This is a genomic window from Saccharopolyspora elongata (genome assembly GCF_004348985.1).
GTDB classification, from domain to species: Bacteria; Actinomycetota; Actinomycetes; order Mycobacteriales; family Pseudonocardiaceae; genus Saccharopolyspora; species Saccharopolyspora elongata.
Genome location: NZ_SMKW01000003.1, coordinates 24,351 through 38,342, shown reverse-complemented (window position 1 = coordinate 38,342; position 13,992 = coordinate 24,351). Strand labels below are relative to the sequence as shown.

The following is a 13,992-nucleotide window of genomic DNA, read 5'->3' as shown; positions in this document are numbered from 1 at the left end:
GTCCGCTCGGCGGTCGTTCTGGAAAGGCAGGTGGGAATGTTGAGCAGAAGACCACGAAGACTCGTCGCACTCCTCGCCGCATTGTTCGCCTTGGTGCTGGTCGCCGCCGGCTGCGGTGGCCGGGAAGCCGGGACCGGCCAGGAGGCCAAGGCGATCAACATCGGCTACATCGCCTGGGACGAGGACATCGCCGTCACCTACCTCTACAAGGAGCTGCTGGAGCGGCAGGGCTACCGGGTCAACGTGACCGAGCTCGAAGTCGGCCCGATCTACGCCGGCCTCGCCCAGGGCAACCCGGACCTGTTCCTGGACGGCTGGCTGCCGGAAACCCACGGCGACTACTGGCGGCAGTACGGCCCGCAGCTGGAAGACCTCGGCGTTTGGTACAACCAGGGCACGCTGAACATCGCGGTGCCCAAGTACCTGACCGACGTGAACTCGATCGCCGACCTCAAGGGCAGGGGCGGCGAGTTCAACGGTGTGATCACCGGTATCGACCCGGGGGCGGGGTTGAGCCGGACCACCAAGGACAAGGCCATCCCGGCCTACGGGCTCAGCGGCGAGTACACCCTGCAGAGCTCGTCGACCACCGCGATGCTCGCCTCGCTGGAGAAGGCGATCGGCGAGCAGAAGCCGATCGTGGTGACGCTGTGGCACCCGCACTGGGCGTACGCGAAGTACCCGCTCAAGGACCTGCAGGACCCGCTGGGAGCGATGGGCAAGGCCGAGGAGCTGCACGCCATCGGCCGCGCGGGCTTCAGCCAGGACTTCCCCGAGGTCACCGAGATGATCAAGAAGTTCAGGCTGACCGACGAGCAGCTCGCGTCGCTGGAGAACGAGATCAACAGCGCGCAGCGTGGCCAGGAGCAGCAGGCCGCCAGGAAGTGGGCCGACGCGCACCCGGAGGTGATCAACTCCTTCGCACCGGGGCGGTGACGTGAACCCCGAACGGCCGGCGGGGCGTGCCCCACCGGCCGTTTCGCGTTGCCGCTACTGGGGATTCCGGATGCTGTCGATGAGGCGGGTCCAGTTGTCGCCGCCCTTCCCGGCGGCGATGGCCCGGTCGTAGTGCGCCTTGATGGCGCGCGGGAGTTCGAGGTCGATGCCCGCGGCCTCGCTGGCGGCCAGGATGTGGTCGGCGGTCGCGCCCATCATCTTGGCCGTGCTCAGGTCGCCGGGGTGCTCGCCGCTGTCGACCTGCTCGGCGGCTCGCGGCAGCAATTGGGCGGCGAGCTGGAGCACCTTCACCGCCCACGGCTCGAACTCCTTCGCCGGCACGCCCGCCGAGCCGAGCAGCGCCGCGCCGTGCAGGAAGGCCGACAGCGCGGTCAGGAAGACGTCCAGGTTGGCCTGGTAGAACAACTGCGCCAGGCCGGGATCATCGCCCATGTAGTGGGTTTCCCCGATGCGCCGCAACGTCTTCTCGTGCGCGTCGTAGACGTCCTTCGGCCCGCTGTAGTACACGTAGGACGCTTCGGTACCGACCGCCGGGGCGGGCACCATGACGCCGCCGGTGAGGAATCGGGCGCCGCGCTGCTCGGCCCACTCAGCCGCCTCGCGAGTCTTCTCCGGGGTGTCCGAGCTGAGGTTGACGATCACCTTGCCGCCGAAGTCCTCGACCTGGCCCAGGATGTCGTACATCGCCCGGTAGTCGGTGAGGCTCAGGATCACGATGTCGCTGGCCCCAACGGCTTCGGCGGGGGTGGCGGCGCGCACTGCACCGCGCGCGACCACGTCGTCGGCACGGCTCGCGGTCCGGTTCCACACCGTCACCGGATGCCCGCCATCGAGCAGGGCCCCGACCATCGCCTGCCCCATCGGACCCAATCCGATCAGGGTGACGTGCTCATTCATGTTGTGCTCCAAGGAGATTTCGTTGGGATGTTGTGAAGGATTCACGCGGGTTGGCGGATCCCGTCGATGAGCCGGGTCCAGCTGTCGCCGCCCTTCCCGGCGGCGATGGCCCGGTCGTAGTGCGCCTTGATGGCGCGCGGCAGGTCGAGGTCGAGGCCCACGGCCTCGCTGGCGGCCAGCAGGTGATCGGCGCTCGCCCCCATCATCCGGGCGGTCCCCAGGTCTCCGGGGTGCTCGTCGCGGTCGATCTGCTCGGCGGCGGCCGGCAGCAGGAACGAGTTGGTGTTCAGGTTCTCCACCGCCCAGGGCAGGAACTCCAGCGCGGACACGCCGGCCGAGCCGACCAGCGCGGTGGCGTGCAGGTAGGCCGCCAGGCTCACCAGGAAGAGATCGATGTGCGCCAGGTAGAACAGCTGCGCCAGGCCGGGGTCCTCGCCCACGTGGTGCGGTTTCCCGATCAGCCGCAACGTCTGCTCGTGGGCCTCCAGGAGTTCCGCCGGCCCGCTGTAGAACACCTTGGCCGCCTCGGTGCCGACGATCTCCGCGGAGGCCAGCACGCCGCCGGTGAGGAAAGCGCCACCGCGCTGCCGCACCCACTGCGCCGCCTCGCGGGACTTGTCCGGGGTGTCCGAGCTGAGGTTGACGACCACCTTGCCGCCCAGGTCCTCGACCGGACCCAGGATGTCGTACATCGCCTGGTAATCGGTCAGGCTCAGGACCACCAGCCCACCGGCCGCGACGGCCTCAGCAGGGGTTGCGGCACGCACGGCACCGCGCGCGACCACGTCGTCCGCACGGCTCGCCGTCCGGTTCCACACCGTCACCGGATGCCCGCCATCGAGCAGAGCCCCGGCCATCGCCTGCCCCATCGGCCCCAGACCGATCAGGGTGACGTGCTCATTCATGTTGTGTTCCAAGTAAATCGTCACTTCTTGAGGAGTTCGATGACGCCGGTGAGGTCTTCGTGGGCGTGACCGCCGGCGACGCGGCGCTGCATCAGGGCGTGCAGCGGCGCGAGGAGTTCGGCGCTGATGCCCGCCTCGTCGGCGGCCGTGAAGTGGTTGACGTACGCGGCTTCCTGCATGCCGAGGTTGGAGACGACGTCCTTGCCGTAGTCGCCCGAGTCGATCTGCTCGGCCGCGCCGACCGGCCACCCGCTCATGGTCTGCAGCCACCGGTTCAGCAGCGGCGCGAACTCGCGCGCCGACGCGCCTGCCGAACGCACCAGGGCGAAGGCGTGCAGGGCGCCGCTGATCATCCCGTACATGCCGCTGAGCAGGGCGAGGTCTTGCAGCGCGGCGGAGCCCGGATCGTCGCCGAGGTAGTTGCTCTCGCCGAAGGCGTCCAGCACCGGCCGCGCGGCGTCGAAGGTTCCGCTCGGCCCGCTGTAGAGCACGAACGCCGCCGGGGTGGCGATCATCGGCGGGACGGCCATGATGCCGCCGTCGAGGTAGTCGGCGCCGTGGTCGGCCGCCCAGGTCGCCATCTCGCGGGCCTGCCCCGGGGTGCCGTTGGTCAGGTTGACCAGCGTCCGCCCGGCCAGCACGTCGGTGTGCGGGGCCAGCACTTGGCTGACCGAGTCGTAATCCAGCAGGCAGACGATCACCAGCCGGCTCGCGAGGACCGCGTCGGCGGCCGTGTCCGCGCGGGCGGCGCCCTTGGCCACCAGCGGATCGGCCTTGGCCGCGGTGCGGTTCCACACGGTCACCCGGTGGCCGGCGGCGAGCAGCGCCTCGGCCAGCGCCGCGCCCATGTCGCCGAGCCCGAGGACGCTCACTGCTTTCTGGTCGGTCATCTCGCTCCCTTTCGTCGACATCAACCCTGCTGGGGGCCGCGCACGAACCGCGCACGGTCGGCTGGGGGTGGTGTCACGGGCGCGGACTAACGTTGCGGACGTGCGTTTCGGAGTGCTGGGCCCGCTGGAGGTGCGGACCGCCGACGGCGAGGCCGTCGCGGTGCCGGAGGCGAAGGTCCGTGCCCTGCTCGCGGCGCTGCTCGCGCACGACGGGCCGGTGTCGGCGGACCGGTTGATCGACGACCTGTGGGGCGTCGAGCCGCCCGGCAACCCGACGAACACGCTGCAGACGAAGGTCTCCCAGCTGCGCAAGGCCATCGGCAGGGGCCTGGTGACCTACCGTTCCCCCGGGTACGCGCTGGACATCGAGCCGGACGCGGTGGATGCGCACCGCTTCCGCCGCCTCGTCGCGCAGGCCCGCGAGGCCGCCGCCCCGGAGGCCCGCCGGGCGCTGCTGGCCGACGCGCTGGCGCTGTGGCGGGGTTGCGCGTTCGCCGAGTTCGCCGACGAACCGTTCGCGCAGGCCCCCGTCCAGCGGCTGGCCGAAGAACGCCTCGCCGCGCAGGAGGAGTTCGCCGAGACCCGGCTGGAGCTGGGCGAACACGCCGCGCTCGCGGGCGAGCTCGGTGAGCTGGTCAGAGCGCATCCGCTGCGCGAGCGGCTGCGCGCGGTGCACGTGCGGGCGCTGTACCGCGCCGGACGGCAGGGCGAGGCGCTGGCGAGCCTGGCGGACCTGCGGGAGCGGCTGGCCGACGAGCTGGGCGTCGACCCGAGCCCGGAGCTGGCCGAGCTGCAGCAGGCCGTCCTGACGCAGGACGCCGCGCTCGCCGCCCCCGTCGCTCCGGTGCACGACCTGCCGGTGCCGGTCACCGACCTGGTCGGCCGGGACCGGGAGTTCGCCCAGGTCAAGGCGTTGCTGAGCGCCTCCCGGCTGGTGACGTTGACCGGGCCCGGCGGGGTGGGCAAGACGCGGCTGGCCATCGAATCGGCCCGCAGCGCGGCGTTCCGCGACGGCGTGCGGCTCGTCGAGCTGGCCGGCATCCGGGCCGATGGGGACGCGACGTGCTCGCTGGAGCACGCCGTGCTGGCGGAGCTGGGCGTGCAGGAAACCGGAGCGGCGCCCGTCGCACCGGCCGATCCGCTCGTCGATGCGTTGCGCGGCAAGGAGATCCTGCTCGTCCTCGACAACTGCGAGCACCTGATCATCGGCGCCGCCGGGATGGCCGCGCGCCTGCTGCGGGCGCTGCCCGGGTTGCGGATCCTCGCCACGAGCCGGGAGGCGCTCGGCATCTCGGGCGAGACGCTGCTCCCGGTGCCGCCGCTGGACGTTCCGCCGCCCGGATCCGGGCTCGACGACGTGCGGGCATCGGGCGCGGTGCGGCTGTTCGCCGCCCGTGCCGCCGCGGCGTCTCCGGGCTTCGACGTCGACGGCGACAACGCCGCATCGGTGGCCGCGATCTGCCGCCGTCTGGACGGCATCCCGCTGGCCCTGGAGCTGGCCGCCACCCGGGTTCGCGCGCTCGGCGCGAAGACCCTGTTGTCCAGATTGGACGATCGATTCGCACTGCTCACGTCCGGCCACCGCGATGCCCCCGAGCGGCAGCGGACGTTGCAGGCGGTGATCGACTGGAGCTGGCGCCTGCTGCCGACAGCCGAGCGAACAGTGTTGCGCCGCCTGGCCATCCACCGCGACGGATGCACTTTGGACAGTGCCGAAGCGGTGTGCTCCGGCGACGGCGTCCGGCCCACCGAAGTGCTGGACCTGCTGGCGCGGCTCGTGGACCGGTCGCTGGTGGTCGCGACGGAAACACCCGCCGGAGGTCGCCGGTATCGCCTGCTGGAATCAGTTGCGGCGTACTGCCTGGAGCGGCTGGAAGAGGCCGACGAGCACGAAACCCTCCGCCAACGGCACAACGAGCACTACCTGGCGCTAGCGGAGCGAGCAGACCCGAACTTGCGCGGCCGCGAACAACGGCACTGGCTGGAGCGGCTCGACGCGGAGGCGGCGAACCTGCGGGCGACGCTGGACGACGCCGTCCAGCACTCCACCGAGGCGGCGTTGCGGCTGGTCAACGCGTTGTTCTGGTACTGGTTCCTGCGCGGCAGGCTCAGCGAGGCCAAGCGCTCGCTGGCCGCGGCCCTCGCGACGGGCGGCGGCGGAGAAACGCGGGCGAAGACGGCGGCCTGGTACGCCGGGATAGGACTGCTGACCGGGGAACCCGTCGAGGAGGTCGACGCGTGGCGGAACATCACCGATCCCACGGACCGCGCCCGCGCGCGGTGGTTCCTCATCCACGCGAGGACCACCGTCGCCGACCTCTCCAGCACCGAACGCGACGTGGACGACCTGGTGGCGGAGTTCGCCGAGCTGGACGACCGCTGGGGACTCGGCGTCGCGCTCAGCGACCGGACGACGCACCAGATGACGCGCGGCGACCTGGCTGCGGCGAAGCGGGATGCCGAGCGCAGCGCCGAACTCTTCCAGGAGCTGGGCGACAGCTGGGGCCTGGCGCAAGCGTCGTACGGGCTCGGCACGGTCGCCGGGATCACCGGCGACTACGCGAGCGCCGAACGCCATCACGCCGAGGCGCTGCGCGGCGCGGAAGCCCTCGGCCTGTGGGCGGAGGTGGCCTACCAGACGTCCTGGCTGGGCCGCGTCGCGCTGCTCAGGCACGACTACGCGCGGGCGCGCGAGCTGCACACCCGCGCGATGCGCGTGGCCGCCGAGCGCGGCTTCACCCCGGCTGAGATGTACGCGGAAACCGGCCTGGCGCTGGGCGCGCGCCGCGAAGGCAGGTTCGACGAGGCTGAGCGGCACCTGCGCAGGGTGCTCGAATGGCACCGCCGCGTGGAGTTCGAGCCGGGGAACGCCCTGATCCTCGCCGAACTCGGCTTCGCCGCCGAAGAACGCGGAAACGCCGAGCAGGCCCGCGAGCTGCACCTGTCGGCCTACCGGATCGCCCGCCGCGGCACCGACCCCCGGGCGATCGCCCTGACCTTGGAGGGTCTGGCAGGCGCCGAAGCGCTCGCCGGTCGCGCGGCGCGGGCGGCCCGCCTCCTCGGTGCCGCCGCGGCAGCGCGCGACTCCGTCCGCACGCCGCTCCCGCCCGCGGAACGCCTGGACGTCGATCGGATCGAGTCCGCCGCCCGGAAATCCCTGGGCGACGAGGCATTCGACGCCGAGTACGCCAGCGGATACGCAGTGCCGCTCGCCGATGTCGACACCTTGGTCAGCGGCTGAACACTTCACATGGACTGGAGGAAGGCCAGGACCGCTAGGACTCGGCGGTTGTGGTCCTCTGTGGCCGGCAGCCCGAGCTTGCCGAAGATGTTGTTGGTGTGCTTGCTGACTGCCTTGTCCGAGACGTACAGGCGATGCGAAATCGCCCGGTTCGACAGGCCCTCGGCCACCAGCGCCATCACCTCGCGCTCGCGGGGCGTGAGCGCGTCGACCGGGTCGTCTCGCCGGGGGCGTGCGAGCAGCTGGGAGATCACCTCGGGGTCCATCGCGGCCCCGCCCTCGGCGACCCGGCGCACCGCGTCGACGAAGTGCCGCACATCGCCGATCCTGTCCTTGAGCAGGTAACCGATCCCGCCGGAGCGGTCGGAGAGCAACTCGCGCGCGTAAAGCTGCTCGACGTGCTGCGAGAGGATCAGGATCGGCAGCGCGGGGTTCTCCCGGCGCGCGTCGAGCGCCGCACGCAGTCCCTCGTCGGTTTGCGTGGGTGGTAGCCGCACGTCGACCACCGCCACGTCCGGCCGGTGCCTGCGCAGCGCGTCGAGCAGCATCGGAGCGTTGTCCACGGCGGCGACGACCTGGAAATCGTGCGCTTCGAGCAACCTGGTCAGCCCGTCCCGCAGCAGTGCAAGGTCTTCGGCTAGGACAACGCGCACGGCACCTCCATGGTGAACTCGCTCGGCCCGCCCTTCGGGCTGCTGATCGTCAGCTTGCCATCGAAAGCGGCGAGCCTGCGTTCGATCCCGTGCAGTCCGGCGCCTGCGGTGAGCTCCGCCCCGCCCCGGCCGTCATCGGTGACGACCACCCGGATCCTGTCGGCTCCGCCGGTCAGCCGGATCACCGCGCCGTTGGCGCCGCTGTGCTTGGCGATGTTGACGAGCAACTCCGTGGTGGCGAAGTACAAGGCGGATTCGACGGGCGCTTCGGGTCGGCCGGCGAGCTCGACGTACACCCGGACCGGCACCGGGCAGCTCAACGCCGCCGCCTCGATCCCGCCGGCCAGGCCGCGTTCGGCGAGCACCGGCGGGTGGATGCCGCGCACCAGCGTGCGCAGATCGTCGAGCGCCTGCCCTGCCGACTCGTACGCCTCGGCGAGGAATTCCTGCAGCTGCGCGGGATCCGAACAGTCCTGCGCCATGCCGAGCGACATCCGGAGCGCCACCAGCCGCGCCTGCACACCGTCGTGCAGGTCCCGCTCGATCCGCCGCAGTTCGGAGGCACGCGCGTCCACCGTTTCCGCACGCGACTCGGCCAGTTCCGCGACGCGCCTGGCCAACTGGGACGGGCTCAGCAACCAGTCGGTCAGCAGGGCCAGCAGGCGCACGAACCGGTGCGCCAGCAACCAACCGAACGCCAGCAGGACGACCAGGACCACGGTTTCGGTCAAGGTCACGCCGCCATCGGAGGCAGCCGCGAACAACACGGGCATGACGACGACAGTGAGCACCACGAGGAGGCACAGCGGCGCGAGGACGCCGAAAGCACCCGCCCACGGGAGCGGACGGTGCACGTCCTCGGCCTGCTTGCCCAGCATTCGGGCCGACCACGCGTGCTGGTTCCGCGCGATGTCCTGGATCAGGACCAACGCGCCGGGGCGCGCGGTGTCGCCGGTACCGAACAGCCGCTTCGCCGCCGCGAAAAGGCCGACGGAGATCAGCAACACCAGCAGCGCCACCCCCTTCAGCGCAAGGGTGAACAGCTTTTCCGGAGCCGCAAGCCCTGTCCGCAACGCGCTCATGCGGTCCCCCGATTCCCAGTGCAGTCGGCTCGATCAAGGCGACCCTACCGCCGGGATTCGCCCTGCACGGTAGGGAAATACCTACCTCTCGGGTGGCCGAACGCCACCTCGCACCGTGGTCATCGGCCGATGGCCGACGGCTGCCCGCATCGGCACGCTCGGTGCATCGACGCCAGTGAGGAGCGTGCACCAGTGACCACCATCGAATACCGCAACGATCTCCGCCTGTTCGTGCGGACGGCATTGCAGAGCCCGGCACGTGTGGGGGCGCTGACCCCGACAGGGCCCGCGGTGTCCGCGCTCACCGCATCCGTCGTGCCGGACCACCCGGATGCGACGGTCGTCGAACTCGGGCCTGGCACCGGCTCCATCACCGACGCGATCACGGCCAGGATGGCGGGGTCGGGACGCCAGTTCGCGGTGGAGCTCGATCCCGGACTGGCCGCGCATCTGCGGAAAACCCGGCATGGCGTGCGCGTGCTGCAGGCCGATGCGCTGGCGCTGGACGAGGTGCTCGCCGGTGCCGGGGTCCGGCCCGGCGGCATAGATGCCGTCGTCAGCTCGTTGCCGTGGACGCTGCTGGCGCCGGAGGATCGCGCGGCGCTGCTCCGCTCGGTGGCCGGCGCGCTGTGTCCGGATGGGACGTTCAGCGCGATCGGGTACCTGACCGCGTTGCCGCACAAGGCACGCTCGTTCCGGCGGCAGCTGGAGGCCACGTTCCGGGAGACGCGAACGTCCTCTGTGGTCTGCTCGAACCTGCCGCCAGCGAGGGTCTACCGCTGCCGGGGTCCCGTTGTTTGACCTCGTGCACTCGCTGCTCGCCGGGGTGCCGCCGATCCTGTTGCTGACCGGGGCCTGCCTCGTGCTGATCGTCGAGGCGGGCTTCCTCGTCGGGCTGGTGCTGCCCGGAACGAGCGTGCTGTTCGCGGCCGGACTGTGCGCCCGTCACGGCATCGTGCCGCTCGGGCCGACGATGCTCGTCGTGGCCACCGGCGCGGTTCTCGGCGCGCAGCTCGGTTATCTGTGTGGCCGGCAATGTGGTGTTCCATCCAGGATCGCGGTGCCGATCCTGGCTCGCCGTCTGGGACTGGCGGCTGTGGCGGGCGGTCAGTGGCTGTCCGGCGCGCGAGTGCTGACGCCGCGGCTGGCGGCGTCGACGGGCATGCCGTACCGGCGGTTCGTCGTGGCGAGCATCCCGTCCACGACGCTGTGGGCGGGTTGCCTCGCCGGTACCGGGTACGTCGCCGGCGTGCACGTCGCCCAGCTGCTCAACTCCGCACTTTCCGGCGTGGGCGCCTTGTTCGCACTATCGATCGCGGTCGTGGTGTGGCGGGCGCGACGAACGCCCCTGCGTGCACGCTCGTGAGCGGTTGGAGACGTGCGGAGTTCCCAATTTTAGGCAAAATCGGGAGCCTGGCGATGCTAGTCCGAGGTCCAGAGGACGTCGAGCGGGTGGCGGCCGGTGGGGATCGCCGAGGTTCCCGGCGGCCGGGGCGCGGGATGCCCCAGCACGATGCCGGTGCGCACCTGCCAGGGCGGCGAGCATCCGGCGATGGCCGTGACGCGTTCGGCGTTCTCCGCGGGGAAGAACGTGACCGGGCACGACCCCAGCCCGAGCAGGTGCGCGGCGAGCATGATGTTCTGCGCGACCCGGCCGCCGTCGAACTCCGAGTCGGCCCAGCCGTGATCGAGCGCCAGCAGCACGACGACGGGCGCGGACCGCAGGTGCACCGCGTAGGCGCCGCAGCGGCTCAGCTCATCCCGCGTCGCGGCGTCGCGGACGGTGTGGAACCGCCAGGGCTGCCTGTTGCGCGCCGAACCGGTCCACCTCGCCGCGTCCAGGATCCGGTGCAGAGCGGCGTCGTCGACGTCCTCGTCGGTGAACCACCTGGTGGCTCGCAGCGAAGCCAGCGCGCGGAGCGGATCTTCGGTCATCGGCGGCGCTTGGTCCGCAGGTAGTCGCCGACGACCGCCGCGCCGAGGCCGTCCGCGGTGGGCGACAGGACCCGGCCGCCGCCGCGGCGGGCGACGATGTCCACGAACGCCTTCAGGCGCGGGTTCTCGCCGAGCATGAAGACGCTCAGCGTGGTCCCCAGCCGGTGCAATGCGTCCACTTCGGACAGGGTCACGCCGAGGGTGTGCGGCGTCGGCGGGTACTGGAACACCGCTTCGCCGTCGGGTTCGAGGTGCGCGGTCGGTTCGCCGTCGGTCACGACGAGCACCACGGGCTGGGCGTCCGGATGGCGGCGCAGGTGGCGGCCCGCGAGCAGCAGGGCGTGGTGCAGGTTCGTGCCCTGCTCCCAAACCCCTTCCAGCGCGGCGAGCTCACCTACGTCCACAGTGGACGCGTAGCGGCCGAAGGTGACCAGCTGCAGCGCGTCCGACCGGAACCGGGTCGCGACCAGGTGGTGCAGCGCGAGCGCGGTGCGCTTCATCGGCACCCAGCGGCCGTCCTGCACCATCGACCACGACGTGTCCACGCACAGCACCACAGCCGCGCGCGAACGCTGCTCGGTCTCCGCCACCTCCAGGTCCGAGATGTCCAGCAGCGCCGAGTCGGGGCCCTCCCCCGCTCGCCGCAGCACCGCGTTGCGCACCGTGCGCACGGCGTCCCACGGCTCCGCGTCGCCGTAGCTCCACGGCCGCGTGGTGCCGGTCAGCTCCCCCGCCGCGCCCGCGCGATCGGTGTCGCGCTCGCCGCTCCGCGACCGCAGCTGCGAGATCACCGACCGCAGCGCGGTCTCCCCGAGCCGCCGCATCGCTCGCGGCGACAGCCGGAGGCTGCCATCGGGTGCGCGCTGCAACAGGCCCTGCTGCCGCAACTGCTGCTCGATCTCCGAAAGCCGCTGCGCATCGACGACCGCCTGCGGGCCGAGCTGCCGTTCCAGCGCCTCCAGGTCGATGTCCTCCAGGCTCGCGCCCGGGTACGCCTGCCCCAGCTGCTCCGCCAGCCGGTCCAGCTCGCCGAGCTCGGCCATCGCCGCCGTCGCCTCGGCCAGGCCCATCGGCTGGTCGCCGCGGAACCGCGCCTGGCCCGTCCAGTCCTCGCCCGGCCGCAGCCCCTGCAGCTGCTGATCGAGCCGCTGCAACGCCTGCGCGATCCGCGGATCGCCGAATGCCTGCTGCGACAACGACATCAGCTCGGCGCGCTGCTGCTCGCTCATGGAGTTCAGCAGCCGCTGCGCCGCGGCCGAGCGGGCCGCCAGCGCGTCGATGAGCTCGTCGACGTTGCGCGGGTTCTCCGGGAAGAACTCGCCGTGCTGGGCCATGAACTGCTCGAACTTCTGCTGGACCTCGGCGTCGCCGCGGGCGTGCGCGGCCAGCAGCGCCGACAGGTCGTCGAGCATCTGCCGCACCCGCTCGACGTCCTCGGGCGTGACGTGCTGCATCGCCTGCTTCATGCCCTGGAAGCGCTGTTCGAGGAACTCGGTGCCCAGCATCTGCCGGATCTCCTCGAAGGTCTCCCGCGCGTCCGGCGAACGCCAGTCGTAGTTCGCCAGCTCGGCGACCTGACCGGCGACATCCGGCGGCAGCGCGTCGAGCTGCAGTTCGCGGAACCGCGCGTCCTCACTCGTGTCGGCAGCGAGCGCCAGCCGCTCCTGCTGCAGCGCGCGGACCAGAAGCCGGCGGACCTCGGAGAGCGTCCCGTCCAGCCGGTGCCGCCGCTGCAGCTCGCTGCGCCGCTGCCACAGCCGCCGGGTGAGCTCGTCGAGCCCGGCGGTGTCTCGGGTTCCGGTGCGCAGCATCTCCTCCAGCGCGGAGCGCGGCGATGCGCCTTCCATGACGTCGCGGCCGATCTGGTCCAGCGCGGCGCGCAGATCCACCGGCGGGGCCAAGGGGTCGGTCCCGCCGTGCCACGCGTCGTACCGGAACCGGCGGCTCATCAGCTGTACACCGACCGGTCGTCCTCGGCGTCCTTGCCGAGCCGCTTCGCCAGGTACAGCGACTCCAGTGCGAGCTCGACGGCGCTGGCGATCCGCCCCGGCGGGTCCCCGGCCCGCACGCCGAGCCGCTCCGCAACCTGGTGCAGCACCGGCAGTTCCGGCAGCGCCGTGAGCACGTCGTGCCCGGCGATGCGCTCGCCGGTGGCCACCGGGTGGCCGTCGACGACGGCCTGGGCCAGCGACTGCAGGTCCAGCCCGGCGAACAGGCCGCGGGCGGTGTCGGCCACCGAGCGGCGCAGCAGGTAGCCGAGCAGCTCGTCCTCGCGGCCCTCCTCGCCGGCCTCGAACTCGATCTTGCCGCGCAACACGGCGGGCACCGCCGCCAGGTCGACCGGCCGCGCCACCGCCGGGTGCTCGCCGGTCACCGCGGAGCGGTGCAGCGCGGCGGCCGAGACCGTCTCGGCGGCGGCGATGGCGAACCGGGCCGACACGCCGGAGCGCTGGTCGACGGCGTTGGACTCGCGCAGGTGGCCGACGAAGCGCGCGAGCACCTCCAGCAGGTGGTCGCCGACCTCCGCGGGCAGGTCCGCCTCCTGGCGCACCAGCGAAATCTCGTCGTCGACGTCCAGCGGGTAGTGGGTGCGGATCTCCGCGCCGAAGCGGTCCTTCAGCGGCGTGATGATCCGGCCCCGGTTGGTGTAGTCCTCCGGGTTGGCGGTGGCGACCAGCAGCACGTCCAGCGGCAGCCGCAGGCTGTAGCCGCGGATCTGGATGTCCCGCTCCTCCATCACGTTCAGCAGCGCCACCTGGATCCGCTCGGCCAGGTCGGGCAGCTCGTTGACGGTGACGATGCCGCGGTGCGCGCGGGGCACCAGTCCGAAGTGGATCGTCTCCGGGTCGCCCAGCGAGCGCCCCTCGGCGACCTTCACCGGGTCCACGTCGCCGACCAGGTCGCCGACCGAGGTGTCCGGGGTCGCCAGCTTCTCCACGTACCGCTCGCTGCGGTGCCGCCAGGCCACCGGCAGGTCGTCGCCGAGTTCGGCGGCGCGGCGGCGGGAGGCCGGGGTGATCGGCTGCAGCGGGTGCTCGCCGAGCTCCGAACCCTCGATGACCGGCGTCCACTCGTCCAGCAGTTCGGTGAGGCTGCGCAGCAGCCGCGTCTTGCCCTGCCCGCGCTCCCCGAGCAGCACCACGTCGTGCCCGGCGATCAGGGCGCGCTCCAGCTGCGGCAGCACGGTCTGGTCGAAACCGACGATGCCGGGCCACAGCGAGCGGCCGGAGCGCAGCGCGGTCAGCAGGTTGGCGCGCAGCTCCGCCTTGACGCTGCGCGGTGCGTGGCCGCTGGACCGCAGCTCCCCCGCCGTGCGGGGCAGCCCTTCGGGTGGAGTCGGGGTCGTCACCCCCTCGACGCTACCGGCACGCACCGACACGCGCTGCCATAGCAGAAAGGATTTCGCATGCGGTCGAGCGAGAGTAGAAAACC

12 protein-coding genes are annotated in these 13,992 nt (G+C 71.8%); 4 read left to right on the top strand and 8 right to left on the bottom strand.

Annotated features, from left to right (window positions below; genetic code table 11):
- The first annotated feature begins 36 nt into the window (after positions 1–36).
- The gene (locus E1288_RS03250) at positions 37–936 is read left to right on the top strand and encodes a glycine betaine ABC transporter substrate-binding protein (protein ID WP_132481050.1); all 900 of its coding nucleotides are present in this window, start codon (positions 37–39) and stop codon (positions 934–936) included.
- A 54-nt stretch (positions 937–990) separates the two neighbouring features.
- Here E1288_RS03250 and E1288_RS03245 read toward each other — a convergent pair whose 3' ends face one another.
- Genes E1288_RS03245 through E1288_RS03235 form a run of 3 tightly spaced genes read right to left on the bottom strand, consistent with a single transcriptional unit; the run spans position 991 to position 3,649 of the window.
- Positions 991–1,854: an NAD(P)-dependent oxidoreductase gene (locus tag E1288_RS03245; RefSeq protein ID WP_132480478.1), complete on the bottom strand. Its 864-nt coding sequence runs from the start codon at positions 1,852–1,854 to the stop codon at positions 991–993.
- Between the two features lie 41 nt (positions 1,855–1,895).
- Complete coding sequence (locus E1288_RS03240; protein WP_132480475.1) at positions 1,896–2,759, bottom strand: NAD(P)-dependent oxidoreductase; 864 nt, start codon at positions 2,757–2,759, stop codon at positions 1,896–1,898.
- 20 nt (positions 2,760–2,779) lie between these two features.
- Positions 2,780–3,649 (bottom strand): NAD(P)-dependent oxidoreductase, encoded by an 870-nt coding sequence (locus tag E1288_RS03235; RefSeq protein WP_132480472.1) that lies wholly within the window; start codon positions 3,647–3,649, stop codon positions 2,780–2,782.
- 100 nt (positions 3,650–3,749) lie between these two features.
- Here E1288_RS03235 and E1288_RS03230 point away from each other — a divergent pair, with 100 nt between their 5' ends.
- Complete coding sequence (locus tag E1288_RS03230) at positions 3,750–6,890, top strand: BTAD domain-containing putative transcriptional regulator (RefSeq protein WP_132480469.1); 3,141 nt, start codon at positions 3,750–3,752, stop codon at positions 6,888–6,890.
- Positions 6,891–6,895: 5 nt separating this feature from the next.
- Here E1288_RS03230 and E1288_RS03225 read toward each other — a convergent pair whose 3' ends face one another.
- Positions 6,896–7,543, bottom strand: coding sequence for a response regulator (locus E1288_RS03225; protein WP_132480466.1), 648 nt, complete (start codon positions 7,541–7,543; stop codon positions 6,896–6,898).
- Positions 7,528–8,625, bottom strand: coding sequence for a sensor histidine kinase (locus E1288_RS03220; RefSeq protein WP_132480463.1), 1,098 nt, complete (start codon positions 8,623–8,625; stop codon positions 7,528–7,530). Before E1288_RS03220 ends, E1288_RS03225 begins: the two co-directional genes overlap by 16 nt.
- A 192-nt stretch (positions 8,626–8,817) precedes the next feature.
- Between E1288_RS03220 and E1288_RS03215 the strand changes: the two genes are divergently transcribed.
- A complete protein-coding gene (locus E1288_RS03215; RefSeq protein ID WP_165967964.1) occupies positions 8,818–9,426 on the top strand; it encodes a class I SAM-dependent methyltransferase in 609 nt (202 codons plus the stop codon).
- Positions 9,419–9,991: a DedA family protein gene (locus E1288_RS03210; RefSeq protein ID WP_132480457.1), complete on the top strand. Its 573-nt coding sequence runs from the start codon at positions 9,419–9,421 to the stop codon at positions 9,989–9,991. Before E1288_RS03215 ends, E1288_RS03210 begins: the two co-directional genes overlap by 8 nt.
- Before the next feature lie 56 nt (positions 9,992–10,047).
- Here the strand turns inward: E1288_RS03210 and E1288_RS03205 are convergent, their stop codons facing one another.
- From E1288_RS03205 to E1288_RS03195, 3 genes are read right to left on the bottom strand one after another with little or no spacing between them, the layout of a single operon-like run.
- Positions 10,048–10,560: a nitroreductase family protein gene (locus E1288_RS03205; RefSeq protein ID WP_132480454.1), complete on the bottom strand. Its 513-nt coding sequence runs from the start codon at positions 10,558–10,560 to the stop codon at positions 10,048–10,050.
- Positions 10,557–12,509, bottom strand: coding sequence for a vWA domain-containing protein (locus E1288_RS03200; RefSeq protein WP_132480451.1), 1,953 nt, complete (start codon positions 12,507–12,509; stop codon positions 10,557–10,559). Before E1288_RS03200 ends, E1288_RS03205 begins: the two co-directional genes overlap by 4 nt.
- Positions 12,509–13,909, bottom strand: coding sequence for an ATP-binding protein (locus tag E1288_RS03195; protein ID WP_132480448.1), 1,401 nt, complete (start codon positions 13,907–13,909; stop codon positions 12,509–12,511). Before E1288_RS03195 ends, E1288_RS03200 begins: the two co-directional genes overlap by 1 nt.
- Between the last annotated feature and the right edge of the window lie 83 nt (positions 13,910–13,992).

What these genes read in the sequence shown, in the direction of transcription:
- E1288_RS03250 (WP_132481050.1), top strand. Translation starts at nt 37, where the DNA reads ATGTTGAGCAGAAGACCACGAAGACTCGTCGCACTCCTCGCCGCATTG.
- E1288_RS03245 (WP_132480478.1), bottom strand. Translation starts at nt 1,854, where the DNA reads ATGAATGAGCACGTCACCCTGATCGGATTGGGTCCGATGGGGCAGGCG.
- E1288_RS03240 (WP_132480475.1), bottom strand. Translation starts at nt 2,759, where the DNA reads ATGAATGAGCACGTCACCCTGATCGGTCTGGGGCCGATGGGGCAGGCG.
- E1288_RS03235 (WP_132480472.1), bottom strand. Translation starts at nt 3,649, where the DNA reads ATGACCGACCAGAAAGCAGTGAGCGTCCTCGGGCTCGGCGACATGGGC.
- E1288_RS03220 (WP_132480463.1), bottom strand. Translation starts at nt 8,625, where the DNA reads ATGAGCGCGTTGCGGACAGGGCTTGCGGCTCCGGAAAAGCTGTTCACC.
- E1288_RS03205 (WP_132480454.1), bottom strand. Translation starts at nt 10,560, where the DNA reads ATGACCGAAGATCCGCTCCGCGCGCTGGCTTCGCTGCGAGCCACCAGG.
- E1288_RS03200 (WP_132480451.1), bottom strand. Translation starts at nt 12,509, where the DNA reads ATGAGCCGCCGGTTCCGGTACGACGCGTGGCACGGCGGGACCGACCCC.